The sequence below is a fragment of the Streptomyces sp. NPDC091371 genome (assembly GCF_040684275.1).
GTDB lineage: Bacteria > Actinomycetota > Actinomycetes > Streptomycetales > Streptomycetaceae > Streptomyces.
The window spans coordinates 21,691-46,493 of record NZ_JBFBFP010000050.1 but is presented as its reverse complement, the minus strand read 5'-3'; the positions used below and the strand labels follow the sequence as shown (position 1 = coordinate 46,493).

The 24,803-nt window shown below is 72.8% G+C and carries 25 protein-coding genes; 17 read left to right on the top strand and 8 right to left on the bottom strand.

Annotated elements, in window-relative coordinates:
* The first annotated feature begins 13 nt into the window (after window positions 1–13).
* The 10 genes from clpS (at window position 14) to der (ending at window position 7,799) form a co-directional block, all read left to right on the top strand.
* On the top strand, window positions 14–328 hold the full coding sequence (gene clpS, locus AB0O21_RS34415; RefSeq protein ID WP_365177907.1) for an ATP-dependent Clp protease adapter ClpS: 315 nt from the start codon (window positions 14–16) through the stop codon (window positions 326–328).
* Window positions 328–933 (top strand): DUF2017 domain-containing protein, encoded by a 606-nt coding sequence (locus AB0O21_RS34410; protein ID WP_365177904.1) that lies wholly within the window; start codon window positions 328–330, stop codon window positions 931–933. The genes clpS and AB0O21_RS34410 overlap by 1 nt, the downstream gene beginning before the upstream one ends.
* 327 nt (window positions 934–1,260) lie before the next feature.
* Window positions 1,261–2,700 carry an amino acid permease gene (locus AB0O21_RS34405; protein ID WP_365177901.1) on the top strand — a complete coding sequence of 480 codons (1,440 nt, stop codon included), beginning with the start codon at window positions 1,261–1,263 and terminating at the stop codon, window positions 2,698–2,700.
* Window positions 2,701–2,788: 88 nt separating this feature from the next.
* Complete coding sequence (locus AB0O21_RS34400) at window positions 2,789–3,211, top strand: M67 family metallopeptidase (RefSeq protein ID WP_365177898.1); 423 nt, start codon at window positions 2,789–2,791, stop codon at window positions 3,209–3,211.
* 77 nt (window positions 3,212–3,288) lie between these two features.
* Window positions 3,289–3,396, top strand: a complete 108-nt coding sequence (locus tag AB0O21_RS34395; RefSeq protein ID WP_311736929.1) for a putative leader peptide — start codon at window positions 3,289–3,291, stop codon at window positions 3,394–3,396.
* A gap of 105 nt (window positions 3,397–3,501) precedes the next feature.
* Window positions 3,502–3,780 (top strand): MoaD/ThiS family protein, encoded by a 279-nt coding sequence (locus tag AB0O21_RS34390; RefSeq protein ID WP_365177895.1) that lies wholly within the window; start codon window positions 3,502–3,504, stop codon window positions 3,778–3,780.
* On the top strand, window positions 3,780–4,730 hold the full coding sequence (locus AB0O21_RS34385; RefSeq protein ID WP_365177892.1) for a cysteine synthase: 951 nt from the start codon (window positions 3,780–3,782) through the stop codon (window positions 4,728–4,730). Before AB0O21_RS34390 ends, AB0O21_RS34385 begins: the two co-directional genes overlap by 1 nt.
* 178 nt (window positions 4,731–4,908) lie before the next feature.
* Window positions 4,909–5,616 (top strand): (d)CMP kinase, encoded by a 708-nt coding sequence (gene cmk, locus AB0O21_RS34380; RefSeq protein ID WP_365177889.1) that lies wholly within the window; start codon window positions 4,909–4,911, stop codon window positions 5,614–5,616.
* Complete coding sequence (locus AB0O21_RS34375) at window positions 5,613–6,260, top strand: lysophospholipid acyltransferase family protein (protein WP_365177887.1); 648 nt, start codon at window positions 5,613–5,615, stop codon at window positions 6,258–6,260. The genes cmk and AB0O21_RS34375 overlap by 4 nt, the downstream gene beginning before the upstream one ends.
* 75 nt (window positions 6,261–6,335) lie before the next feature.
* On the top strand, window positions 6,336–7,799 hold the full coding sequence (gene der / locus AB0O21_RS34370; protein WP_365177884.1) for a ribosome biogenesis GTPase Der: 1,464 nt from the start codon (window positions 6,336–6,338) through the stop codon (window positions 7,797–7,799).
* A gap of 27 nt (window positions 7,800–7,826) precedes the next feature.
* Here the strand turns inward: der and AB0O21_RS34365 are convergent, their stop codons facing one another.
* A complete protein-coding gene (locus AB0O21_RS34365) occupies window positions 7,827–8,324 on the bottom strand; it encodes a hypothetical protein (RefSeq protein WP_365177881.1) in 498 nt (165 codons plus the stop codon).
* A gap of 66 nt (window positions 8,325–8,390) precedes the next feature.
* The gene (locus AB0O21_RS34360) at window positions 8,391–9,209 is read right to left on the bottom strand and encodes a hypothetical protein (RefSeq protein WP_365177878.1); all 819 of its coding nucleotides are present in this window, start codon (window positions 9,207–9,209) and stop codon (window positions 8,391–8,393) included.
* A 295-nt stretch (window positions 9,210–9,504) separates the two neighbouring features.
* Between AB0O21_RS34360 and AB0O21_RS34355 the strand changes: the two genes are divergently transcribed.
* Entirely contained in the window at window positions 9,505–10,182 is a 678-nt protein-coding gene (locus AB0O21_RS34355) for a transglycosylase family protein (RefSeq protein WP_365177875.1), read from the top strand.
* On the opposite strand, the gene AB0O21_RS34350 is transcribed toward AB0O21_RS34355, so the two are convergent.
* Genes AB0O21_RS34350 through AB0O21_RS34340 form a run of 3 tightly spaced genes read right to left on the bottom strand, consistent with a single transcriptional unit; the run spans window position 10,094 to window position 13,702 of the window.
* Entirely contained in the window at window positions 10,094–10,807 is a 714-nt protein-coding gene (locus AB0O21_RS34350) for an ATP-binding cassette domain-containing protein (RefSeq protein ID WP_365177872.1), read from the bottom strand. The two genes, AB0O21_RS34355 and AB0O21_RS34350, sit on opposite strands and share 89 nt — an antisense overlap.
* Entirely contained in the window at window positions 10,797–13,316 is a 2,520-nt protein-coding gene (locus AB0O21_RS34345; RefSeq protein ID WP_365177869.1) for an ATP-binding cassette domain-containing protein, read from the bottom strand. The genes AB0O21_RS34350 and AB0O21_RS34345 overlap by 11 nt, the downstream gene beginning before the upstream one ends.
* Window positions 13,304–13,702 carry a hypothetical protein gene (locus AB0O21_RS34340; RefSeq protein ID WP_365177861.1) on the bottom strand — a complete coding sequence of 133 codons (399 nt, stop codon included), beginning with the start codon at window positions 13,700–13,702 and terminating at the stop codon, window positions 13,304–13,306. The genes AB0O21_RS34345 and AB0O21_RS34340 overlap by 13 nt, the downstream gene beginning before the upstream one ends.
* A 105-nt stretch (window positions 13,703–13,807) precedes the next feature.
* Between AB0O21_RS34340 and AB0O21_RS34335 the strand changes: the two genes are divergently transcribed.
* Genes AB0O21_RS34335 through AB0O21_RS34325 form a run of 3 tightly spaced genes read left to right on the top strand, consistent with a single transcriptional unit; the run spans window position 13,808 to window position 16,593 of the window.
* A complete protein-coding gene (locus AB0O21_RS34335; RefSeq protein WP_365177857.1) occupies window positions 13,808–14,341 on the top strand; it encodes a hypothetical protein in 534 nt (177 codons plus the stop codon).
* The gene (locus AB0O21_RS34330; protein ID WP_365177855.1) at window positions 14,319–15,590 is read left to right on the top strand and encodes an ABC transporter substrate-binding protein; all 1,272 of its coding nucleotides are present in this window, start codon (window positions 14,319–14,321) and stop codon (window positions 15,588–15,590) included. The genes AB0O21_RS34335 and AB0O21_RS34330 overlap by 23 nt, the downstream gene beginning before the upstream one ends.
* Before the next feature lie 34 nt (window positions 15,591–15,624).
* Window positions 15,625–16,593: a YafY family protein gene (locus AB0O21_RS34325; protein ID WP_365177852.1), complete on the top strand. Its 969-nt coding sequence runs from the start codon at window positions 15,625–15,627 to the stop codon at window positions 16,591–16,593.
* A 298-nt stretch (window positions 16,594–16,891) separates the two neighbouring features.
* On the opposite strand, the gene AB0O21_RS34320 is transcribed toward AB0O21_RS34325, so the two are convergent.
* On the bottom strand, window positions 16,892–17,980 hold the full coding sequence (locus AB0O21_RS34320; RefSeq protein ID WP_365177850.1) for a phosphatase PAP2 family protein: 1,089 nt from the start codon (window positions 17,978–17,980) through the stop codon (window positions 16,892–16,894).
* A gap of 213 nt (window positions 17,981–18,193) precedes the next feature.
* Complete coding sequence (locus AB0O21_RS34315; RefSeq protein WP_365177847.1) at window positions 18,194–19,318, bottom strand: hypothetical protein; 1,125 nt, start codon at window positions 19,316–19,318, stop codon at window positions 18,194–18,196.
* A 296-nt stretch (window positions 19,319–19,614) separates the two neighbouring features.
* On the opposite strand from AB0O21_RS34315, the gene AB0O21_RS34310 reads away from it, so the two are divergent.
* Entirely contained in the window at window positions 19,615–21,255 is a 1,641-nt protein-coding gene (locus AB0O21_RS34310) for an MFS transporter (protein ID WP_365177844.1), read from the top strand.
* Window positions 21,256–21,490: 235 nt separating this feature from the next.
* Window positions 21,491–22,660 (top strand): acyl-CoA dehydrogenase family protein, encoded by a 1,170-nt coding sequence (locus tag AB0O21_RS34305; RefSeq protein WP_365177842.1) that lies wholly within the window; start codon window positions 21,491–21,493, stop codon window positions 22,658–22,660.
* A gap of 20 nt (window positions 22,661–22,680) precedes the next feature.
* On the opposite strand, the gene sepF is transcribed toward AB0O21_RS34305, so the two are convergent.
* Entirely contained in the window at window positions 22,681–23,139 is a 459-nt protein-coding gene (gene sepF, locus AB0O21_RS34300; protein ID WP_365177839.1) for a cell division protein SepF, read from the bottom strand.
* A gap of 285 nt (window positions 23,140–23,424) precedes the next feature.
* On the opposite strand from sepF, the gene AB0O21_RS34295 reads away from it, so the two are divergent.
* Entirely contained in the window at window positions 23,425–24,732 is a 1,308-nt protein-coding gene (locus tag AB0O21_RS34295; protein WP_365177836.1) for a DUF5685 family protein, read from the top strand.
* The last annotated feature ends 71 nt before the right edge of the window (window positions 24,733–24,803 follow it).

Here is a 24,803-nt window from a genome sequence, read left to right as displayed (position 1 = left end):
TTGCGGTGGCAGCATGGGACGAGTGAGTGTTGCTCCCATTGAGATCGAACGCACCGAGTCGGCCGAAGAGACCTTCGCGGTCCCGGAACCCGACGTCCCCTGGGTGACCCTGGTGCACAACGACCCGGTCAACCTCATGAGCTACGTGGCGTACGTGTTCCAGGCGTACTTCGGCTATTCGAAGGACGTGGCGCACAAGCTGATGCTCGACGTCCATCACAAGGGGCGGGCGGTCGTGTCCAGCGGCACCCGCGAGGAAATGGAGCGCGACGTGCAGGCCATGCACGGCTACGGCCTGTGGGCGACCCTTTCGCAGGACCGCGGCTGATGGGCGGCGGGACCTTCGAGGAGCTGAAGGGCGGCGGCGCCGCCATCGCGCTCGACGAGATCGAGATCTCCATCCTGCGCTCCCTGGCCGTCCAGCTGCTGGAGCTGCTCGGCCCCGGCGAGCCCGAGCCCGCCGAGGACGCCGACCCGCTGGCCGCGCTCTTCGCCGAGGGGCCCTCCGAGCCCCCGTCCGACCCGGCGCTGGCCCGGCTCTTCCCCGACGCCTACGGGTCCCCGGACGGCACGGGCGACGAGGACGTGGACCAGGACGAGATCAGGGCCCGGTCGGCGGAGTTCCGCCGGTTCACCGAGAACGACCTGCGCACCCGCAAGCGCGAGGACGCGCTGGCCGTCGTACGCAGCCTGGACGGGCTCACCCCGGCCGGCGACGGGGCGGCCGTGCTGGAACTGACCGGCGAGCTGCCGCTGCGCTGGCTCGGCGCGCTCAACGACCTGCGCCTGACCATCGCGGCCCGCCTCGACATCACGGAGGACGACGAGAGCGCCATGCTCTTCCGGCTGCCGGACGACGATCCGCGCAAGCCGATGGTGATGGCGTACCTCTGGCTGGGCGGCCTCCAGGAGACCCTCATCGAAACCCTCTGAGGAGTCTCAGGGGAGCCTCAAAACACGACGGCGTTCGCTCAGCGGACGCTCAAATCCGGATAACGATCAGATCACTGCGGCGCAGTGATCTGATGCGTTTTGGGGCTCCGTGTTCCGAATTTACCGTGTCCTGCGTCACATTCCACACCCTCGAACGCCCGTAATGGCGTGATAAATCTTCACGACCGCCGGGACGCCACCCCTGTTCCGCGGCCCGCTTGAACCGGCTGACCGCCGGGTGCAACTCCATCCGTATCCGGGGGGATCGAGGACCCGATCCGCAGCCAATGAAGGCGCGGGTCGGCGTGGAGAAAGGCGCACCAAGACATGACCTCTGTGCAGGTCGAGCAGCACGACACGACGCCCGGCGAGGGCGCACCGGCCGAGGGCGGCGAGGGTTACCACCGCGCACTCGGCGCCCGCCAGATCCAGATGATCGCGATCGGCGGAGCCATCGGCACCGGCCTCTTCCTGGGCGCCGGCAAGGCCATCTCCATGGCCGGACCCAGCCTGATCCTCGCCTACTCCATCGTGGGCGTGATCATCTTCTTCATCATGCGGGCCCTGGGCGAGCTGCTCATGTACCGCCCGGTCGCGGGGTCCTTCTCCGACTACGCGCGCGAGTTCCTCGGCCCCTTCTGGGGCTACGCCACCGGCTGGACGTACTGGCTGTTCTGGGTGGTCACCGGCATCACCGAGGTGACCGCGGCGGCCAAGTACATGGCCTACTGGACCGGCGACAGCTTCCCGCAGTGGGCGTACGCGCTGATCTTCACGGTCATCCTCTACGGCGCGAACCTCATCTCCGTGAAGCTCTTCGGCGAGCTGGAGTTCTGGTTCTCGATGGTCAAGGTCACCGCCATCGTCGGCATGATCCTCATCTGCGCGGGCATCCTGACCATCGGCTTCTCCGATGCTGCCGCCACCGCCTCCGTCTCCAACCTGTGGAACGACGGCGGGTTCTTCCCCAAGGGCATCGGCGGCACCCTGATGACCCTGCAGATCGTGGTCTTCGCCTTCCTCGCGGTCGAGCTGGTCGGCGTCACCGCCGGCGAGTCCAAGGATCCCGAGAAGACCCTCCCCAAGGCCATCAACACCGTGCCGTGGCGCATCGCCGTCTTCTACGTCGGCGCCCTGATCATGATCCTGTCGGTCGTGCCGTGGACGCACTTCCAGCCGGGCGTCTCGCCCTTCGTCGCGGCCTTCGAGAAGATGGGCCTCGGCGTCGGCGCCGCCATCGTCAACTTCGTCGTCCTGACCGCCGCCCTGTCCTCCTGCAACTCGGGCATGTACTCCACCGGCCGCATGCTGCGCGACCTCGCCCTCAACGGCCAGGGCCCGAAGGTCTTCACCAAGCTGACGAAGAACGGCACCCCGCTGATCGGCACCACCTTCTCGGCCTCGCTGATGCTCGTCGGCGTCTGGATCAACTACGTCGCCCCGGGCAAGGCCTTCGACTACGTCGTCTCCTTCGCCACCATCTCCGGCATGTGGGCCTGGATCGTGATCCTGGTCTGCCAGATCCGCTACCGCGCCAAGGCCGACCGCGGCGAGCTGCCCGCCTCGCGCTTCAAGACGCCCGGCTCCCCGTACACGAGCTACGTCGCCCTCGCCTTCATCGCCATGGTCATCGTGATGATGGGCGTCGACAAGGACTCCCGGGTCTCGCTCTACTGCGCCCCGCTGTGGGGCCTCATCCTGGGCCTGTCCTACCTGGCCCTGAAGTCCCGCAACCCGCGCGGCGCCGCCTTCACCAAGGCCTCGTAGCGGCCCCGTAGCAGCCTCCTGTCCAGCATCCGGGCCCTCCCGTACCACATCTCGGTACGGGAGGGCCCGTCTGCTTATCCTGTCGCTCATGCTGACCCTCACCCAGGCGCTCTACGACCAGATCGTCGAGCACGCCCGCCAGGACCACCCCGACGAGGCGTGCGGCGTCGTGGCCGGACCGGCTGGCACCGACCGTCCCGAGCGGTTCATCCCGATGCTCAACGCCGCCCGGTCGCCCACGTTCTACGAGTTCGACTCGAAGGACCTGCTCAAGCTCTACCGCGAGCTGGACGACCGCGACGAGGAGCCGGTGATCGTCTACCACTCGCACACCGCGACCGAGGCCTACCCCTCGCGCACGGACGTCACCTACGCGAACGAGCCCGGCGCGCACTACGTCCTCGTCTCGACGGCGGACAAGGACGGCCTCGGGGAGTTCCAGTTCCGCTCGTACCGGATCGTCGACGGCGTGATCACGGAGGAAGAAGTGCAGGTCGTTCCGGCCTACTGACCACCATGTGAGCAGTTCGCGTCCACGATGCGGAATCACACTCCAAACGGGGGACCGGGAATCGTTAACATGACCGCATGGTTTCCCACGACGTGAGCATCGAGACGCCCGGCAGGCTGCTGCTCGTGGCGCGGCTGCACGTCGACCTGTGCCGCCTCGCCAGCGCCATCTGTCCTGCCGCCTGAGCACTGAGCACCGAGCACCAGAGCCCTCTCGCGCGGGGCAGCAAGAACCGCGCGCCCGCACGTTCTTAACGCCCCTTACGCCCTTTCACGACAATGGAGCCTGCCATGGCCATCGAGGTCCGCATCCCCACCATCCTCCGCACCTACACCGACGGCGAGAAGGCCGTGTCCGGTGAAGGCGCCACCCTCGCCGACCTCTTCGCCGACCTGGAGAGCCGCCACAAGGGCATTGAGGAGCGCATCGTCGACGGCGGCCAGCTGCGCCGCTTCGTGAACGTCTACCTCAACGACGAGGACGTCCGCTTCCTCGACGGCATCTCCACCGCCCTCAAGGACGGCGACAACGTCACCATCCTCCCGGCCGTGGCCGGCGGCGCTGTCTGATGCGTTACGACTCCCCGCTGGCCTCGGTCGGCAACACGCCGCTGGTCCGGCTGCCCCGGCTGTCGCCCTCCGAGGACGTCCGCATCTGGGCCAAGCTGGAGGACCGCAACCCGACCGGCTCGATCAAGGACCGCCCCGCGCTCCACATGGTCGAGCAGGCCGAGAAGTCCGGCCGCCTGTACCCCGGCTGCACCATCCTGGAGCCGACCTCGGGCAACACCGGCATCTCCCTGGCGATGGCGGCCAAGCTCAAGGGCTACCGCATCGTGTGCGTGATGCCGGAGAACACCTCGCAGGAGCGCCGGGACCTACTGGCCATGTGGGGAGCCGAGATCATCTCATCGCCCGCCGCGGGCGGCTCGAACACCGCGGTGCGGATGGCGAAGGAAATCGCCGCCGAGCACCCCGACTGGGTGATGCTCTACCAGTACGGCAACCCCGACAACGCGGGCGCGCACTACGCCACCACCGGCCCGGAGATCCTCGCCGACCTGCCCTCGATCACCCACTTCGTGGCGGGCCTGGGCACGACGGGCACCCTCATGGGCGTCGGCCGCTACCTGCGCGAGCACGTTCCCGGAGTCAAGATCGTGGCCGCCGAACCGCGCTACGACGACCTCGTCTACGGCCTGCGCAACCTCGACGAGGGCTTCGTCCCCGAGCTCTACGACGCCTCGGTGCTCACCTCGCGGTTCTCGGTGGGCTCGGCGGACGCGGTGACCCGCACGCGGGAGCTGCTCCAGCAGGAGGGCATCTTCGCGGGCGTCTCCACCGGGGCCGCGCTGCACGCGGCGATCGGCGTGGGCCGCAAGGCGGTGGCCGCGGGCGAATCGGCGGACATCGTGTTCGTCGTGGCCGACGGCGGCTGGAAGTACCTCTCCACTGGCGTGTACACGGCGGCCACCACGGAGGAAGCCATCGAGGTCCTCCAGGGCCAGCTCTGGGCGTAGCCCGTGTGCGTCTGCGGCGCCGTTGCCGGGGGCTCCGCCCCCGGACCCCCGCGCCTCAAACGCCGGCGGGGCCGTATTCGCCCGGCCGGGATCGGGGGGTGTCGGGGGCCGGTAACCTGGAGCAGGGGCGTTTTCGCGCGCCCGCACACGTACGCGCAACCAGGAAGGTGCCCGCACCGTGGAAACCGCAGCTCCGGCAGCCGTGATCGTCGCCATCGACGGTCCCTCCGGCACGGGCAAGTCCAGCACCTCCAAGGCCGTGGCCGCCAAGCTCGGGCTGCGCTACCTGGACACCGGCGCCCAGTACCGGGCCATCACCTGGTGGATGATCACCAACGGCGTGGACACCGACGACGCGGAGGCCATCGCCCTCGCCGCCGGCAAGCCCGCCATCGTGTCCGGTACGGACCCGTCCGCGCCCACCATCACCGTGGACGGCCTCGACGCCTCCGGCCCCATCCGCACCCAGGAGGTCACCTCCAAGGTCAGCGCCGTCAGCGCCGTCCCCGAGGTGCGCACCCTGATCACCGAGCTGCAGAGGTCCATCGCCGCCGAGGCGGCCGCTGAGGCCGACGGCATCGTCGTCGAGGGCCGGGACATCGGCACCACCGTGCTGCCCGACGCCGACCTGAAGATCTTCCTCACCGCGTCCCCGGAGGCCCGCGCGGCCCGCCGCAGCGGCGAGCTGCGCGGCAAGGAGGCCGCCGACCTCGCGGCCACCCAGGCGGCGCTGATCAAGCGCGACGCCGCGGACTCCGGCCGCAAGACCTCCCCGCTGGCCAAGGCCGGCGACGCCGTCGAGGTGGACACCACCGAGCTCACGCTCGACCAGGTCATCGAGTGCGTCGTGACCCTGGTGGAAGAGAAGCGGGCGGGGCGCAAGTGAGCGATACGCCCTCCCTCAAGGGTGCGGCGGTCGGCAGGCGCATCGGCATCGGGCTCATGTACGGGCTGTGGAAGCCGCGCGTGCTCGGCGCGTGGAAGGTGCCGGCCTCCGGCCCCGTCATCCTCGCCGTGAACCACTCGCACAACATCGACGGCCCCATGGTGATGGGCACCGCGCCCCGGCCCCTGCACTTCCTGATCAAGAAGGAAGCGTACGTCGGCCCGCTCGGCCCCTTCCTCGAAGGGATCGGGCAGGTCAAGGTCGACCGCGGCGGCCCCGACCGGACGGCGATAAGCCGCGCCCTCGGCGTGCTCGACAATGGAGGGGCCCTGGGGATCTTCCCCGAGGGCACCCGGGGCGAAGGGGACTTCGCCTCGCTGCGCGCCGGGCTCGCCTACTTCGCGGTGCGCAGCGGCGCGCCCATCGTGCCGGTGGCCGTGCTGGGCAGCGGCGACACCCCGGGGCGGCTCGTCAAGGGGCTGCCCGCCTTCAAGAGCCGGGTCGACGTCGTCTTCGGCTCGGCCTTCGACGCCGGGGACGGCAGTGGCCGCCGTACCCGTACCGCGCTGGACGAGGCCACCGTACGCATCCAGGACCGGCTGACCGCCCACCTGGCCGATGCCAAGCGCCTCACCGGGCGCTGAGCGAGACTTGACCTAGTAGTGGAACCGCGCTGCGCGGGTGCCACCGATCACCACGAACGACGAGGAACGGACTTCATGAACGACCAGCACGACCACGGAGCACTTGGCGATGCCGAGTACGCGGAGTTCATGGAGCTCGCCGCGGAAGAGGGCTTCGACATCGAGGACGTCGAAGGTGCCCTCGAGGAGGCCGCTGCCGGTCCCCTCCCCGTCCTCGCCATCGTGGGCCGGCCGAACGTCGGCAAGTCGACCCTGGTGAACCGCATCATCGGTCGCCGCGAGGCGGTCGTCGAGGACAAGCCCGGCGTCACACGCGACCGCGTCATGTACGAGGCCGAGTGGGCGGGCCGCCGCTTCACGGTCGTCGACACCGGCGGCTGGGAGCAGGACGTCCTCGGCATCGACGCCTCCGTCGCCGCCCAGGCCGAGTACGCCATCGAGTCCGCCGACGCCGTGGTCTTCGTCGTCGACGCCAAGGTCGGCGCCACCGACACCGACGAGGCCGTCGTCCGTCTGCTGCGCAAGTCGAAGAAGCCCGTCGTGCTGTGCGCCAACAAGGTCGACGGCCAGAGCGGCGAGTCTGACGCGGCCTCCCTGTGGTCCCTGGGCCTCGGCATGCCGCACCCGGTCTCCTCGCTGCACGGCCGCGGCACCGGCGACATGCTGGACGCCGTCCTCGAAGCCCTCCCCGAGGCCCCCGAGCAGACCTTCGGCGGCACCGCCATCGGCGGCCCCCGCCGCATCGCGCTGATCGGCCGCCCGAACGTGGGCAAGTCCTCGCTGCTCAACAAGGTCGCGAAGGAGGAGCGGGTCGTCGTCAACGAGCTGGCCGGCACCACCCGCGACCCGGTCGACGAGCTGATCGAGCTCGGCGGAGTCACCTGGAAGTTCGTCGACACCGCCGGCATCCGCAAGAAGGTCCACCTCCAGCAGGGCGCCGACTACTACGCCTCCCTGCGCACGGCCGCCGCCGTGGAGAAGGCGGAGGTCGCGGTCATCCTGATCGACACCACCGAGCAGATCAGCGTCCAGGACCAGCGCATCATCACCATGGCCGTCGAGTCCGGCCGCGCCATCGTGATCGCCTACAACAAGTGGGACGAGCTCGACGAGGAGCGCCGCTACTACCTCGAGCGCGAGATCGAGACCGAGATGCAGCAGGTCTCCTGGGCGCCCCGGGTGAACGTCTCCGCGCTCACCGGCCGCCACATGGAGAAGCTGGTCCCGGCGATCGAGACCGCCCTCGCGGGCTGGGAGACGCGCGTCCCCACCGGCCGGCTGAACGCCTTCCTCGGTGAGGTCGTCGCCGCCCACCCGCACCCGATCCGCGGCGGCAAGCAGCCCCGCATCCTGTTCGGTACCCAGGCCGGCAGCAAGCCGCCGCGGTTCGTCCTCTTCGCCTCCGGCTTCCTGGAGCACGGCTACCGGCGCTTCATCGAGCGCCGGCTGCGCGAGGAGTTCGGCTTCGAGGGCACCCCGATCCACATCTCGGTGCGGGTGCGCGAGAAGCGCGGCGCCCAGTACAAGAAGAAGAAGTAGCAGTACGGGCCCTGCGGGGTCCCGGGGTCAGTAGCCCCGGCGCGGAGCGGGCGGCAGGGCCGCCGGGATGTGCGTCATCCCGGTCTGGTGCTGCCGCCCGCCGCCGTATGCGGGGGCCGGCTCGGCGGCGGTCCCCGCGTAGGAGTGGGCGGGCTGCTGCTGCGGGGCGTACACGGGCTGCCAGGGGTCGGCGCGCTGCCATGAGGAACCGTTCCAGCCGCTGGCGTACGAGCTGACGCTGCCGGCGCCGACGGCGCCGCTGCCGTACCCGCCCCCGTACGAGAACGCCGTGAACCCGAGGTCTTCCTCGCCCGTGCGGTCGCCCGGGAGCGCCCGGAAGGCGCGCAGGTACTCCGAGTACAGCGTGTCGTAGATCGGGGTGTGCGAGACGGTGCTCGTACGGGAGGGGGCGCGGGAGGAGTCGTATGAGTGCACGTACCAGCCAACGAACGCGGCGCCCTGCGGATGCGGGGTGAACGGGCCGAAATAGCAGATCGCCGGGGGTGCGCGGGACGGACCGCGCACCCCCGGCGCACGCCACCGGGCCCCCGGGGTGAGAGGGGCCGGCGGCCGTTCCGGGGCCGGTGGGCGTCAGGCTCCCGAGGTACCGGCGAGGGGCATCGAGGCGGCCACCAGCTTGCCCGCGGCGGCGGCCTTGTCCAGGGCGTCGCGCAGCAGGTCCTCGCGGGGCTGCTGGCCGATGGAGCCGACCGGGGCGGCGTAGATGAGCACGCGCTGGGTCTTGTTGACGGCCGCACGCCAGCCGTCGGTGACGGACAGCGCCTGGTGCGCCTGCCACCAGGCGACCTGACCGCCGTCGGTGCCCGGCTGCAGCACGGCGTGCAGCTGGCCGCCGGCGAGCAGCACCGACCATCCGCCGAGGGCGGTGGGGAGCTCGGCGGTGTCGGTGACCGGGATGAAGCCCTGCTCGATGAGGAGCGGCAGGAAGTCGTCCCCGGGGCCGGTGGTGCCGGGGCGGGCGATCGGCGCGGTCGGCTCGACGACCAGGGCGGGGTGCAGTTCGCCGCCGATCAGGACCAGGCCGCTGGTGATGCCGAGGACCGCCTGGCCGCCGGGCACGTTCTGCGGGCCGTCGCCGGGGAGCGGGATGACGGGCACGGCGGGGGCCGGGCTGTCGCCGGTGATGCTGCGGACGGCGCCCTGCAGCTGCTCCTCGGAAACGGTGACGACCTGCGAGGGGATGCAGGTGGCGTGGGCGAAGGCGAGGACGGCGGTCTCCTCGCCGACGAACAGCACCGTGCTGGTGCGGTCGTTCTCGGGGTCGCCCGGGGTGCGGCAGGAGGTGCAGTCGTAACTGCGCGGCGCGTCGTCGCCGACGAGCAGCCTTTCGGCTTCTTCGTCACCGATCTCGGCACGTACCTCATCACTGACGTCGAGCATGCGCGGCACGGGGTGGCTCCTCGGCATAGGTGCGGGCCGGGCGGTTCCCGGCTCGCCGGGCTCAACGGGGGAGCGGCGGCCGGGGTCACGCCATTGGAGGGAACGGAATCGAACCGGGCCCCCGGAAGGGTGAACCGTCCGACCGTGGCTTCGTTTTCGTGCCAACTGTTTTCTGGTTGTGCGCAGTTGGTGCCCGGAGATGGCTGTTTGGGGGAGGGGGCGAGGGTCCGCCGACCGGGTGGGGCGCGCGGGCGCGCCGCGTGGCGGGCCGGGAGGGGCGCAGGGGCCCGCGTAGCGTGACGCGATGCCCAACCTCGGGATCCGGCGAGGCGCCGCAGGCGCTGCCGTCGCCGTCTCCGCTGCCGCCGTACTGGTGCTCGTACTCCCCTCCGGTGCGGCGGCAGCGGCTCCGCCACCGCCCGCTCCGGGCCCCGCCGGGGTGGCGCACCCCGGTTCGCCCGGGCTGATCGGGAACGGGCCCGGTGACTGCGGGCCGGGCGGGGAGTGGCCCTGGGACTGCGTGGCCGACTGCGAGAGCAGCGGCCGCTGGGCGGTCAACACCGGCAACGGCTTCTACGGCGGGCTGCAGTTCTGGCAGCCGACGTGGGAGGAGTACGGGGGGCTGGCGTTCGCGAAGCGGGCCGACCTCGCGAGCCGCGTGCAGCAGATCCGGGTCGCGCAGGACCTCCTCGCCCGGCAGGGGTGGGACGCCTGGCCGGTGTGCTCGAAGCGGTACGGACTGGCGGGGCGGATGCACACGGTGCGGGCCGGGGACACCCTGTACGCGATCGCCCGCCGGCACCGGGTGGCGGGCGGCTGGCAGGCGCTGTACGCGGCGAACCGGGCGGTGATCGGGCCGAAGCCGGGGCTGATCGCGATCGGGATGCTGCTGGTCATCCCGGAGCCGGTGGGGGCGGGGGCGCCGGTTCCGGTTCCGGCTCCGGCTCCGGGGGCCGTGGTTCCTCCGTCGCCTCGCCGCTGAACACCACCGCGCCGCGGCGCAGTTCGTGGACCAGGACCCCGGGGCGGGCGAGCGGCGGGGGCACGCGCTGCTCGGCGAGGACCACGGCGGCGCCCTCGGCGGCCCGGGCGGCGAGCAGTTCGTACGTACGGGCCGCGACGGCCGCGGACATGCCCTGGGTGGGCTCGTCCAGCAGCAGCACGGTTCCGGGGGCGCTGAGCAGGGCCCGGCACAGGGCGAGCATCCGCTGCTCCCCGCCGGAGAGGGTGCCGGCGGGCCGGGCGAGGAGGGCGGCCAGGGCGGGGTAGGCGGCGAGCGCGGGCCCGTGGTGCGGGGAGGCCAGGCGGAGGTGCTCCCCGACGGTGAGGGAGGGGTACACCGCCTGCCGGTCCGGTACGAAGCACAGCCCGCGTCGGGCCCGTTCGTGGGCGGGGAGGCGGGTGACGTCGGCCGTACGGAAGGACACCGTGCCGGAACTGAGCGGTACGGCTCCGGCGAGGGCGCACAGGGCGGTGGTGCGGCCGGAGCCGTTGCGGCCGAGCAGGAGGGTGACGGTGGCGGCGGGCACCGGCAGGTCGACGCCGTGCAGGGCTTCGAGGGGGCCGTAGCGGACCCGGGCGGCGTGCAGGGCCATCTCAAGGGGCATGGAGGCGCCCGTCCCTGAGGGTGTGGACGGTGTCGGCGAGGGCGGCGAGCAGGTCCAGGTCGTGCTCGATGACCACGAGGCCCATCCCGTCGGCGGCCAGGGCGCGCAGCACGCGCGCGAGGGCGGCGACCTCGGCGGTGTCCAGCCCGGCGGTGGGCTCGTCGAGGAGCAGCAGCCGGGGGTTGGCGGCCAGGGCCCGGGCGAGCTCGGTCCGGCGGAGGACCCCGGTGGGGAGGAGGGCGGCGGGGGTGTGGCGGTGGGGGAGGAGGCCGAGGAGGCGGAGGGCGGTGCGGTGTCCGGTGCCGGGGGCGTTGGCGGGGCGGCCTTGGTCTTCGCCGACGCGGACGTTCTCCTCGACGGTGAGGCTCGGGAAGACGGCGGGCTGCTGGAAGGTCCGGCCGAGCCCGAGCCGGGCCCGGGCGTGCGGGGGGAGGCGGGTGATGTCCCGCCCGTCGAGGAGGACCCGGCCGCCGGTCGGCCGGAGCGTGCCGGCCAGGCAGTGCAGGAGGGTGGTCTTGCCGGCGCCGTTCTCGCCGACGATGCCGGTGATGTGGGCGGCGGGGGCGTCGAGGTCGAGCCCGCGGAGTGGCTCGCCGCCGGGGTAGCGGACGCGGAGCCCTCTCGCTTGCAGCAGCGGCGTGCCCGGTGTCGGTGCGGCGCCGTTGCCGGGGCGCTGCCCCGGACCCCGCGCCTCAAACGCCGGCGAGGCTGGAGTTGCCGGCGAGGCTGGAGTTGCAGGCGGAGCTGAAGTGGCGCCCGGCGGGGCTGCTTTGGTGGCGGCGAGGGTGAGGAGGCCGATTGTGAGGGCGGTCAGGGCGGTCGGAGTGGTGTCGAGGAGGGTCAGGAGGACGGCCGCGGTCACCGCCGTGAGGGTGCTGTCCGCGCCCAGGGCCGCTACCGCCGCGAACCAGAGGAGGCTGCGGATCGGATCGAAGGACTCGGGGTCGAAGGCCTGGACCGCTGTGACCAGCATTCCGCCGCCCAGCGCGGCCAGCGCCGCTCCGATGGTGAAGGCGAGGAGCTTCAGCCGCGGGACCGGGACCCCCGCGGCCGAGGCGCCCGCCTCGTGGTCCCGTAGCGCCGCGAAGGCCCGGCCCGGGCGGCCCCGGCGCAGGGCCCGCACCGCGAGGAGCGCGGCGGCCAGGAGGGCCAGCTCCAGCGCGTAGTACGCCCGGTCGTCGGCGAAGCCGGCCGGGCGGTCCGGAGCGAGCCCGGCCGTCGCGTACGGCTGCGCGAAGACGAACCGGCTGACCATGACCCCGACGGCCAGGGTGACCAGGGCGAGGGCCAGGCCGCGCCTGCGGATCGCGGGGGCGCCGGTCAGCAGCCCGAGCGGGGCCACGAGGAGGACGGCGAGCCCCAGGGCCGCCGGCTCCGGCACGCCCGCGGCGGCCAGGCGGGCGGTGAGGAGCGCGCCGAGCCCGGCGTACGCGGCCTGGCCCAGGGAGAGCTGCCCGCCGCGGCCGGTGACGAGGACCAGGGACAGCAGGATCACGGAGAGCGCGGGGATCCGCAGCGCGGTGTCCAGCCCGGCCCCGCCGAAGCGGAGCGGGAGGAGCAGCAGCCCGGCCAGCGTCGCCCAGGCCAGGGCGCGGAGCGGAGCGGGAAGCGCTCCGAAGCGGCGGCCGGGGCCCGGGTCCGCCGCCACCAGGGGCGCCGCCGAGCGGGACGCCGGGAGCAGGGCCGCCACCAGCAGGGCGACCGCGAACAGGTTGGCGGACAGGGACTGGACGAAGGGCGCGGCCGGGCCCTCCGGGTGGAAGCGGGTGAGCTGCGCCTGGGCCACCCCGATCCCGAGGGCGACGGCGACGGCCACGGGGAGGCTGCGCAGCCGGGCGGCGACGGCCACCGCGAGGACCTCCAGGACCAGCAGCGGCAGCCCGTACGGGTCCAGGCGCAGGTACGGGGCCAGGAGGATGCCCGTCAGGCCCGCCGTGGCGGCGCCGAAGGCCCAGCCGGCCGCGGCGACGCGGGCCGTGTCGATGCCGCCCAGCTCCGCGAGGGCGCGGTTGTCGACCACCGCGCGCAGATCCCGGCCGAAGGCCGTGCGGCGGGTCGTCCAGGTGACCAGCAGGGCCAGCACCAGCACCGTCCCGAGCTGCGGCCAGGGCTCGGAGCCGAACAGCACCGGCGCGTCCGCCCGCGCCCCCGGCCCCCAGACGGCCACGGCCAGCCCGACGAGGAGGACGAACACGCCGGTCGTGGCCGTCAGGTCCCGCACCTGGTTCCGGCCCGGGTACCGGCCGCGGGCGGAGAGCAGCCGGTCCAGGAGCAGCCCGAGGGCGGGGGCGAGGAGCAGCACGGTGAGCGCCGCCGCCACCCACGCCGGCACCGACCAGCGCACGACCAGCTCCCGCATGACGTACGCGCAGACCATGGCCACCGCGCCGTGCGCCAGGTTCAGCACCCCCGTCGCCCGGTACGTGACGATCAGCCCGATCCCGGTCAGCGCGGCGGCACTGCCGACCGCGAGGCCCGCCAGGGTCAGTTCGTACGTCAGAGAGGCCACGGCGGCTCACACACCGGGCACGGGGTGAGCCCGTCCGCCGGGGCCGCCGCGAACACCTCGGGGCGGCCGTCCACCAGCGGGCAGTCCGGCCGGTGGGCGAGGGTACCCCCGGGCACCCTGACCGGGGGGCCGGTGGAGGAGGGGCCCGCCGCAGCGGCCTCGGCCGCCTGCCCGGCCCCGGCCGTCTGCCCGGCCGGGGGCGCCGGCCGCCACGCGGCCAGCAGCGCCGCACCCGCCACGATCAGCGCCGCGCCCGGCACCGTGCAGGAGGCCAGCCAGGGGATCTGCCGCTCCGCGAACCGCTCGCCGGACACCCCGTACCAGCCCGCCAGGCACAGCAGAGCCCCGCACGCCACCGCACCCAGACCCGGCCACAGCGTTCGCATACCGGCGCCCCCGTGAGTTCGGCCGCGCGTTGCGGGATGCCGTGAAGACACTGACCCTGGAAGCATCGAGCCGAACGGCTCGCTCGGACACCGGTGGTGAGCCAGATGGTCCAGAGCAGACACCCACGTGCCGCAGCCTGGGCGGCGGCCGCAGTCCTGCTGGTCGTGCCGGCCCTCGCGGGATGTTCCTCGGAATCCGGTTCGGATCCGGGCGCGACGGGGACGGGCACGGCGAGCCCGCCCTCCGCCGGGGCGCCGGCCGCACCGACCGCGGGCGAACCGGCCGACCCCGCGGCGGCCAAGGCGAAGATCGAGAAGAACTGGGTCCTCTTCTTCGACCCGAAGACCTCCACCGAGCAGAAGGCCGAGGTGCTGGAGCACGGCTCGCTGATGGAGCCGCTGCTGGCCGGCCTGGCGCACCTCCCCAACGCCGACAAGACCTCCGTCAAGGTCAAGTCCATCACCTTCACCTCGCCCACCGAGGCGACGGTCACCTACGACCTGCTGGTCGACGGCTCTCCGGCGCTCCCCGACAGCAAGGGGATCTCCGTACTCGACGACGGGGTCTGGAAGGTGTCGATGAAGAGCCTGTGCGGGCTGATCGAGCTCAGTGGCGATGCGGCGCCGCCGCCGTGCTGAAACCCTGCTGTGCGCGGCGCTCCTGACGGCGAGCGCCGGCTGCGGGAGCCGGCTCCCCGAAAACGCCTTCCGTGAAGCCACGCGCCCGGCCGCCGGGCCGGTGAAGGTCGGCATCATCGCCAGTGCCACCAGCCCCGTGGGCGGTGACGCCTTCACCGGCCCCGGTGAGGGCGCCCGCGCCTGGTTCGACGTACTGAACGCCCGCGGCGGGCTCGGCGGCCGCCCGGTCGAGGTGGTCGGCTGCGACGACGGCGGCAGCGGGATCGGCAACAACGCGTGCGTGCGCCGACTCCTCGACGAGGAGAAGGTGTTCGCGCTCGTCGCGACGACCTCCCTCTCCTACGCGGGCGCCCCGCGGGTCAGCCGGGCGGGCGTGCCCGACATCGGCGGACAGCCCATCGGTACGGCGTACGACACCTACCCGCACCTGTACGGGATCTACGGCAGCCAGTCCCCGCGCGACGGCAAGGCGCCGGGCTGGGGCGGCACCCTCTACGGCGGCACCGAGGTCTACCGCTACTTCAAGCGCGAACAGGGCGCCCGCAGCGCCGCCGTGGTCTCCTACAACCAGGCCGCCTCCGCCGGCTACGCCCGCCAGATCACCCAGGGGCTGCGCGCCGAGGGGTACGAGGTGGTGCCCGAGCAGGTCGACTTCGCCCTGCCCGACTTCCGGGCCGTCGCCGCCGACCTGAAGGCGCGCGGCACGGACCTGGTCTTCGACGCACTCGACACGCACGGCAACGCCCGCCTCTGCGAGGCGATGGACGCCGCCGGAGTACGGGTCACCGCCAAGGTCACCAACGTGCAGAACTGGGACGACCGGGTGCCCGCCGACTTCGAGGACGCGCGCGCCTGCCGCAACTCCCTCTGGGTGACCGGATCGAGCCGCAACCACGCCGACGCCGCCGACCCGGCCGTCGCCGAGTTCCGCGCCGCGCTGGCGGGGAAGACGCTGTCCCAGTGGCAGCTCGAGGGCTGGGCCGCCGCCATGTGGTTCACCGACGCGGCCCGCTCCTGCCTGCCCGACCTCACTCGTCCGTGTGTCGAACGGTTCATGGAGCGCCCGGAGCCCTACACCGCGCGCGGGCTGCTCCTGCCCGCTTCCTTCGTGCCCTCACCGGTGCCGCCCGCCGAACGCAGGACCTGCCTGTCCGTGGCCCGCTGGCAGGACGGCACGGGCTGGGTGACGCAGGGCGGAGACATGACCCGCACCTGCTTCGAGGTGCCGCAGCTGCCCTACCGGCCATGAGTGGACCCGGCGGGCCCGCTGGCAGACTCGGGGCATGCTCGAAACCTCCGCACGACTGCTGCGCCTGCTGTCGCTGTTGCAGGCCCACCGCGAATGGACCGGGGCCGATCTCGCGGACCGGCTCGGGGTGACGCCGCGGACGGTCCGGCGGGACGTGGACCGGCTGCGCGAGCTCGGGTACCCGGTGAACGCCAGCCCCGGCACGGGCGGCGGCTACCAGCTGGGCGCCGGGGCCGAACTGCCGCCGCTGCTGCTGGACGACGACGAGGCCGTGGCGGTGGCCGTCGGGCTGCGCACCGCCGCCGGCAACGGGGTCGAGGGCATCGGGGAGGCCTCCGTACGGGCCCTGGCCAAACTGGAGCAGGTGCTGCCCTCGCGGCTGCGGCGCCGGGTCTCCGCACTCAACGAGTTCACCGTGCCGATGCTGCGCGGCGCCGAGCGGTCCACCGTGGACCCCTCGGTGCTGGCCGAGCTCGCCGCCGTCTGCCGGGACGGCGAGCGGCTGCGCTTCGAGTACGAGGACCACGGGGGCAACGCCACCCGCCGCACGGTCGAGCCGCACCGGCTGGTGTGCACCGAGCGGCGCTGGTACCTGGTCGCCTGGGACGTGGACCGGGAGGACTGGCGGACCTTCCGCGCCGACCGGATCGCGCCCCGGCCCCCGCACGGACCCCGGTTCACCCCGCGCCCGCCGCCCGCCGAGGATCTGGCCGCGTACGTCTCCCAGGGCGTGGCGCAGCGGGCGTACGCGGCCCGTGCGGTGGTGCGGCTGAAGGTGTCGGCCGAGGAGGCGGCGCGGATCATCGGGCCGAGCGACGGAGCCCTGGAACCGGTCGGTGCGAACAGCTGTCTGTTGCGCACCGGGGCGGTGAACCTGGACGTTCTGGTGATTCACATCATGCTGCTCGGCTGTGAGTTCGAAGTGGTGGAACCGACCGAGCTGACCGACCGGATCAGGGCCGCGCGGGATCTCCTCGGGCGGGCCGTGGGGCCGGAGGAGTGAAGGAAATGTAGCGGTCCTGAGGGGCATTCAGCTGGTCTGGTCCAACAGGGCTCCGGCAATCCCCGAGGGAAATATGGGCGTTCTCGGCGGAAATTCAAAAGAGTCTGCGTGACGGGCGTGTCGCGGGCCGTAAAACAATTGGCAGTTGTAGATATTCTGTGACACAAGCGTGACCCGGGACGGACGAACGTCCCGGCGCGGCGCTGACGGACGACGAAGGCGGGCCGGGTCTCGTGTGACCCGGCCCGCCTTCGCGTCGCGGGGGGAGGTGGTGCGTACCGCCCCCGCGGCGGGTGCTTCAGCCGCCGGCCACCGGGCGGGCCGCGGCGGCCCCCCGGGCGGCGGCCCGCTCGCCGTGCGCCGGGCGGCGGCTGCCGACCGGGGTGACCGGGGTCCGCTCGGAGCGGATCACGTGCTGGCGGGCGGACACGTGCGCGGCCGGCCGGGGCGCCGGTGAGTGCGCGGTGACCACGGCGGGCACGGCCGCCGCGGCGGCCGCCGGCTGTGCGGCGGGTGCCGGCGCCGGCGCCTGGGCCGGGTCGGTGACGCGCTGGAGCTGCCACTTACCGCCCGCCGAGAGCAGCGGGGTGAGCGCGGTGACGACCGGCGCGGGCATCCGCCCGGTCTCCGCGCGGCGCCGCAGCAGCTCGCGCACGTCGAAGACGTAGGCCTCGACCCGGGCGATCAGCGGCTCGAACCAGGGCAGCGCCAGCAGGATCAGCAGACCGGCGGACCAGCCGAGCAGCACGTCGCTGACCCAGTGGGTGCCGAGGTACACGGTGGTGGCTCCCACGCTCAGCGAGACGACCGCGGAGACCACGGACAGCACCCGCCGGGTGACCGTGGTGGAGGCCAGATAGGCCAGGATCCCCCAGGTCACCACGGCATTGGCGGTGTGGCCGGAAGGAAATATATCGCCGCCCGCGAAGAGCTCCGCGGAGCCGATCTCGGTGGCGTAGTGCGGGCCGAGCCGGCCGAGGCCGAGCTTGACGGCCCCGACGGTGACGTTGAGCAGCAGCAGCGCCACGCCGAGGGCGATCAGCGGGCGCAGGGTGTGCTGCCGCCAGGAGCGCCAGCCGAGCCAGGCGGCCACCATGACCGCGGTGGGCCCGCGCTGGCCGAGCACGACGAGGTAGTCGAGGAAGGCGTGCACCTGCGGCCACTGCTCGTAGGGCCGGAAGAACATGATCTGCCAGTCCAGGCGGACGAGCCAGGACGTGGTCAGCACGGCCACCACGATCGCGAGGTAGAAGGCGAGGGTCGATCCGAAGAGCACGACGCGGTGCCGGCTCATCTGCGGGGTTTGCAGATGAGCCGGTCGCTCTGGTTCCCGGTCCAGCCGGGCGAACACCCGCTCCAGACGGGGCAGGATTTGATCGGTACGCACTCAATCGACGTTACCGCGCGCAGATGCTCAACCCGGGCGAATCGCGGGCTTTGTGATGACCATGTGATGTGGAGTAGGTCTCACGCGGGACTTAATTCCGGGTATTTCGGAAGCGGTTGGAGAAGGCTTGATCCACTGTGTCGGTAATTGATTCCATCCTTACCCGAGCTTTATGGCCGCAGGACATTTCCATTCTCCATGGGGGATTCGGGCCTACGGAGGACCCGAGCCGTTCAGCCAGAACGCCCCGTAGACCGCCGAGGCCAGGGCCCCCGCGCCCAGCACCACGGCCGCCCGCGGCGTCCGCCACCGGGCCAGGGCCAGGGCCACGGGCAGCAGCAGCGGGAAGGAGGGGAGCAGCAGCCGGGGCTTGGAGCCGAAGTACCCCGACGCGCACAGCGCCAGCGCCACGACGATCCCGCAGTACACGAGCAGCGGCGCCGGCTGTCGCTGCCGTACGCACTTCCCGTACAGCCACAGCACCAGCACGACCCCCGCGATCAGCCCCGTTCCGGCGGCGACGCCGGGAAAGGCGGAGGAGGCCAGCTTCCCGCCGATGAACCGGGCGAAGGCCCAGCCGCCGTCGAAGCCGTTGCCCCAGCCGCCCTGCACGTCCAGGTACCCGAACAGCCCGCCCCCGGTGCTCGCCCCGACCCACAGCACGTACGCCGCCGCGCCCATCGGGGCGAGCAGCACACCCGCCGCCATGCGCCAGGACCGCTCCCCGCGCCGCCACGCCAGAACCGCGGCCACCCACACCGCCGCGACCACCGCCGCCCCGACCGGGCGGGTCAGCCCGGCCGCCGCCGCGAGCAGGCCCGCCGTGAGCCACCGGCCGCGCAGGGCCCCGTACAGGGACCAGGCCGCCAGCGCCGTGAACAGCGACTCGCTGTACGCCATCGACTGCACGATCCCGACGGGCAGCGCCGCCCAGACCCCGACGGCGAACACCCCGGCGCGGCGGCCGTAGAGGAGGTCGGCGACCGCGAAGATCCCCCAGGCCGCAGCGAGCCCCGCGACCACCGACACCACCAGGCCCGCCGAGCCGTACGAGAGCCCGGTCGGCGCCGACACGAGCCGCTCCAGCCAGGGCAGCAGGGGGAAGAAGGCCAGGTTCGAGTGGACGTCCCCGTTGGGGAGGGCCACCTCGTACCCGTACCCCTCGGCGGCGATGCGGGCGTACCAGAGCGAGTCCCAGCGGGCCGACAGCAGCGTGTGCGGGCTGCTGCCGGCCGCCGCGCACCACACCGCGAGCACCGCCAGCCCGAGCAGCCGGACGGCCGCGAAGAGGGCGAGCGCGGGCGCGGCCCGGCGAAATCCAAGATCTTTCACGGGCATGATTATCGGTGGCGGCGGCCGGCGACCCGGGCCGACGACCCGGGCCAGAACCACGGGGCGTGAGCGCGCGTGTACGAGGGGGAGGGGTGGGGGTGGGGGGAGTGGCGCATGCCACACGGAGGGCGCCGCCGGGATGAGAGCTTGGCCACGTGCCGGGCAGGCGAACTCGCGTACGCTGATCGTTCACTCGCGTGTCGATGCCGGACCCCGTTGGACGCCGCACAGCGCACCACCCCCCCGTGGCTCCACAAGACGCTGGTCCGCCGAGCCCGAGGGATCACCTGGGAGGTACATGCATGTCGGGGACGAACGCGGCCGGGGTCAAGGCCCCTTCCCCCTGGCAGCGGCTGAGCGCGGCCGCCGGCGGAACCAACCGCTGGGTCGTCCTGGCCGTCCTCTGCGTCAGCCTGGTCCTCGTCGCGCTCGACGCGACGATCCTGCACGTCGCCGTGCCCTCCGTGACCGAGGACCTGCGCCCCGGCTCGCAGGAGCTGCTCTGGATCGTCGACGCCTACCCGCTGGTCTGCGCCGCGCTGCTGATCCTCTTCGGCACCCTCGGCGACCGGGTCGGCCGCCGCCGCGTCCTCCTCCTCGGCTACGGGCTCTTCGGCGTGGCCTCCGCCATCGCGGCCCTCGCCGACAACGCCCAGGTCCTCATCGCCGCGCGGGCCCTGCTCGGCGTCGGCGGGGCGATGATCATGCCCGCCACCCTGTCGATACTCCGCCAGGTCTTCCCCGACCGGCGCGAGCGGGCGCTGGCCATCGGCATCTGGACCGCCGTCGCCGCGATCGGCGCCGCGAGCGGGCCGGTGCTCGGCGGATTCCTCGTCCAGCACTACTGGTGGGGTTCCGTCTTCCTCATCAACATCCCGCTGATGGCGCTGATCCTGCCGCTCGGACGCCGGCTGCTGCCGGAGTCGCGCGGCGCCGCCGACGGGCCGTGGGACGTGCTCGGCGCGCTGATGGCCGCCGCCGGCGTGCTCGGGGCGGTGCTCGGGATCAAGCGGCTCGGCGCGGAGCGGCACCTGCTCGACGCGCAGGCGCTGGTCCCGCTGGTGCTCGGGGCGGTCCTGCTCGCCCTCTTCGTACGGCGGCAGAAGCGGCGGACGCACCCGCTGATCGACATGCGGATGTTCTCCCGGGCCGCCTTCTCGACCTCGGTCGGCTGCATCGTGCTGGCCATGCTGGCGCTGGTCGGCCTCGAGCTGATCGCCGTGCAGTACCTCCAGCTGGTGCTGCACCTCAGCCCGCTGGAGACCGGCCTGCGGCTGCTGCCGCTGACCTTCGCCGCGATGGCCGCGGGTGCGACGGGCTCGTACACACTGGCCCGGATCGGGCCGCGCACGATGGTGTCGCTGGGCTTCGTGCTCACCGCCTTCGCGGTGCTGCTGCTGACGCTGATGGGGCAGCACGACCGGCCGGTGCTGCTGACGGTCGGCTTCGTCCTGCTCGGCTTCGGGCTGCAGACCACGCTGTTCGCGGCGTACGAGTCGATGCTGAGCGAGGCCCCGGCGGCGACGGCCGGCGGCGCGGCCTCGATCGGCGAGACCTCCTACCAGCTGGGCGCGGGCATGGGCATCGCGCTGCTGGGCAGCGTGATGAACGCGGCGTACCGGCCGGGGCTGGCGGGGGTGCCGGGGGTGTCGGCGGCGGACTCGGCGGGGGCCGCCAACTCTCTGGGCGAGGCCTACGCGATCGCCGCGCACCTCGGGGGGCCGGCGGGGGCCTCCCTCTACGCGGCGGCGCGGCAGTCGTTCGTGCACGGGCTGCACGTCACTCTCGTGGTGAGCGCGGGGTTGCTGTTCGCGGGGGCCGTGATGGCGCTGAAGCTGCCGAAGGCCATGGAATGCGGGGTCGAGGTGCCGGCCGAGCCGGTGCGGCTGCCGGCGCAGGCGAAGGGCACGCCGTGCCCGGCTCCGGTGGAGCACGCGGGCTGACGGTCGGCTGCAGCGCCGTTGCCGGGGCTCCGCCCCGGACCCCGCGCCTCAAACGCCGGCGGGGCTGGATTCCGCCCGGTGGGGCTGGATTTTGTGCGGGCAGGGTGACTAGCGTCAGCGGCGCGGTGCAAAACTTGCGCCGCTAGGTTCCGCCGGTCCGGCCGGTCGTGCCGGTCGACAGGGGCCCGCGCGGAGGCCAGGGCATGTGCGGCGGGGCCTCGAAGGGGAGGCCCCCGTGTCCTTCGTACCCACCGATCCGCTCGGGCTCGACGAGCTCCTCGGGCCCGAGGACCTCGCCATCCGGGACACCGTGCGCGGCTGGGCCGCCGACCGGGTGCTGCCGTACGTCGCCCAGTGGTACGAGAGCGGCGAGCTGCCCGGGATCCGGGAGCTGGCCCGGGAGCTCGGGTCCATCGGGGCGCTCGGGATGTCCCTCACGGGATACGGCTGTGCCGGGGCCAGTGCCGTGCAGTACGGGCTCGCCTGCCTGGAGCTGGAGGCCGCCGACTCCGGGATCCGTTCGCTGGTCTCCGTACAGGGCTCGCTGGCCATGTACGCGATCTGGAAGTACGGCTCCGAGGAGCAGAAGCAGCGCTGGCTGCCCGGCATGGCGGCCGGCGAGCTGATCGGCTGCTTCGGGCTGACCGAGCCCGATGTCGGGTCGGATCCCGCCGCGATGCGGACGTACGCCAAGCGCGACGGCACCGACTGGGTGCTCAACGGGCGCAAGATGTGGATCACCAACGGGTCCGTGGCCGCGGTCGCCGTGGTGTGGGCGCAGACCGACGAGGGGATCCGCGGGTTCGCCGTCCCGACGGACTCTCCTGGGTTCTCCGCGCCGGAGATCAAGCACAAGTGGTCGCTGCGGGCGTCCGTGACGAGCGAGCTGGTCATGGACGACGTCCGGCTGCCGGCCGATGCGGTGCTGCCGGGAGTGACCGGGCTCAAGGGCCCGCTCGGCTGCCTCAGCCACGCGCGGTACGGGATCATCTGGGGATCCATGGGCGCGGCGCGCGCCAGCTTCGAGGCCGCGCTCGACTACGCCAGGACGCGGGAGCAGTTCGGCAAGCCCATCGGCGGCTTCCAGCTCACCCAGGCCAAGCTCGCGGACATGGCCCTCGAACTCCACAAGGGCATCCTGCTCGCCCACCACCTGGGCCGGCGGATGGACGCGGGCACCCTGCGGCCGGAGCAGATCAGCTTCGGCAAGCTCAACAACGTCCGCGAGGCCATCGATATCTGTCGCACCGCGCGGACCATCCTCGGTGCCAACGGGATCTCCCTCGAATACCCCGTCATGCGGCACGCCACCAACCTCGAATCGGTCCTCACCTACGAGGGCACCGTCGAGATGCACCAACTGGTGCTGGGCAAGGCGCTCACCGGGCTCGACGCGTTCCGCTGACGTGCCGGTGAGGGCCCTGCCTAGCTCTGGTTGAAGAAGTCGCGCGAGCGGCCGGCGGGCTCGCCGCTCACGATCTGGGTGTCGGCCGGGGTCAGCAGGAAGACCCTGGTCGCCACCCGCTCGATCGAACCGCGCAGCCCGAAGGTCAGTCCGGCCGCGAAGTCGACGACGCGCTTCGCGTCGCCCGGGTCCATCGAGGACAGGTTCACGATGACCGGGACCCCGTCGCGGAACAGCTCGCCGATGCCGCGCGCGTCACGGAAGCCGTCCGGGGTGACCGTCGCGATCCGACGGCCGTGCTCCACCGCCGACTCGGACGCCACCTTGACCCGGGGGTCGGTGACCCACTGGTCGCCGGGGCCGGACACCGATCCGTGCTGGCGCTCCACGGCCGACTCGTAGTCGTCGTCGTAGTAACGCTCGTCGTCGCTGTCCTCCACGAGACCCAGCCAGGCACTCGCCTTGCGCACCGAACCCATGGACTGCCTCCTTTCATCGCGGTTGGTCTGTCTTCTCTCCGCTGCCCCTATGCTCGTCCATGATGCTGACAACGCGCCAAGTGGATAGTCGCCGCGCAGGGGTTTCGTGACGGTACTGGTGCAGAACATCCGTTGCACGGTCAAGGATCCTGGCAGCTACCACTGCTGTCTGAGTGAAAATACGACTGCTGCCGCCGTACGGGTGAGCGATTAGGGCGTACGGGTGAAGCGTCGGGCTCGGTACGATGCCCGGCAGGCACGCGTACGACACACGGGGGAAGCGGTTTGTTCGGCATAGTCAGACCATGCACGCACCGGCTGGGCGAGCGGTTCAAGGCGGAGTGGATGGCTCATCTGTGCGGGCTGTGCCTGGCACTTCGGGGCGACCACGGCCAGTTCGCGAGGATCGTCACCAACTACGACGGGCTGCTCGTCTCCGTTCTGACGGACGCTCAGGCCGGTCCCGCCGCCGGCGCCCGGCGCACCGCGGGCCCCTGCCCGCTCCGCGGGATGCGGACCGCCTCCGTGGCCAACGGCGAGGGCGCGCGGCTCGCCGCCGCCGTCTCGCTCGTCCTGGCCTCGGCGAAGGTACGGGACCACGTGGCCGACCGGGACGGGCTGTTGGCCCGCGCCCCCATCGCCATGGCCGCCCGCAAGGTGGCCCGCGGCTGGGACCGGGCCGGCGCCCGCACCGGGGCCTCGCTCGGCTTCGACACGGCCGTGCTCGTCGACGCCGTGGACCGGCAGGCGGGCATCGAGACGCTAGCCGGGATCGGCACGCCCGTGCTCGTGGTGACCGAGCCGACCGAGACCGCGACGGCCGCCGCCTTCGCCCATACCGCGCAGCTCGCCGGACGGCCAGGCAACGCCCCCGCGCTCGCCGAGGCGGGCCGCTACTTCGGGCGGCTCGCGCACCTGCTGGACGCCGTGGAGGACCAGGCTGCCGACGCCGCGGCGGGCGCCTGGAACCCGCTCACGGCCACCGGCACCCCGCTCACCGAGGCCCGCCGGCTCTGTGACGACGCCCTGCACGGCATCCGGCTCGCGCTGCGCGAGGTCGAGTTCGCGGACGCGGGGCTCGCCCACCGGCTGCTGGTGCACGAGCTGCGCACCTCGGTGGACCGGGCCTTCGGCACGAGCAGCTGCGGGCACGGGCACGCGGCGTCGAACTCCGCGGGGCAGGGCGGCGGCCCGTACGTGGCGAACCCCTACGCGGGCAGCCCCCAGTCGGGCGGGAACCCGTATGCCTCGGACCCGTACGCCTCCAACCCCTACGCCCCCGGCGGTCCCGGCACGGCCCCGCCGATGGGCCCCGGCGGCCCGGGCGGCCCCGGCTGGGGCGGTGGCGGTCACGGCGGCGGCGGCGGTCTGCCCCCGCAGAAGCCGCGGCGCGGGCTGCTCGCGGGCTGCGCGGTGGCCATCGGGCTGTTCTGCACCTGCCAGCTGTGCTGCTCCGAGCACGACAGCCCGTGGTCCCGGGAGAAGAAGGAACCCTGGTGCAACAACTGCGACTGCGGCAACTGCAACTGCGACTGCTGCGGCGACGGCGGCTGCTGCGACGGCTGTGACTGCGGCTGCGACTGCGGCTGCTGACCCCCTTTCGGATTCCACAGGTCCGGACGGCGTACCCCGGCTCCACCGGGGATTCCCGTCCGGACCGGTGT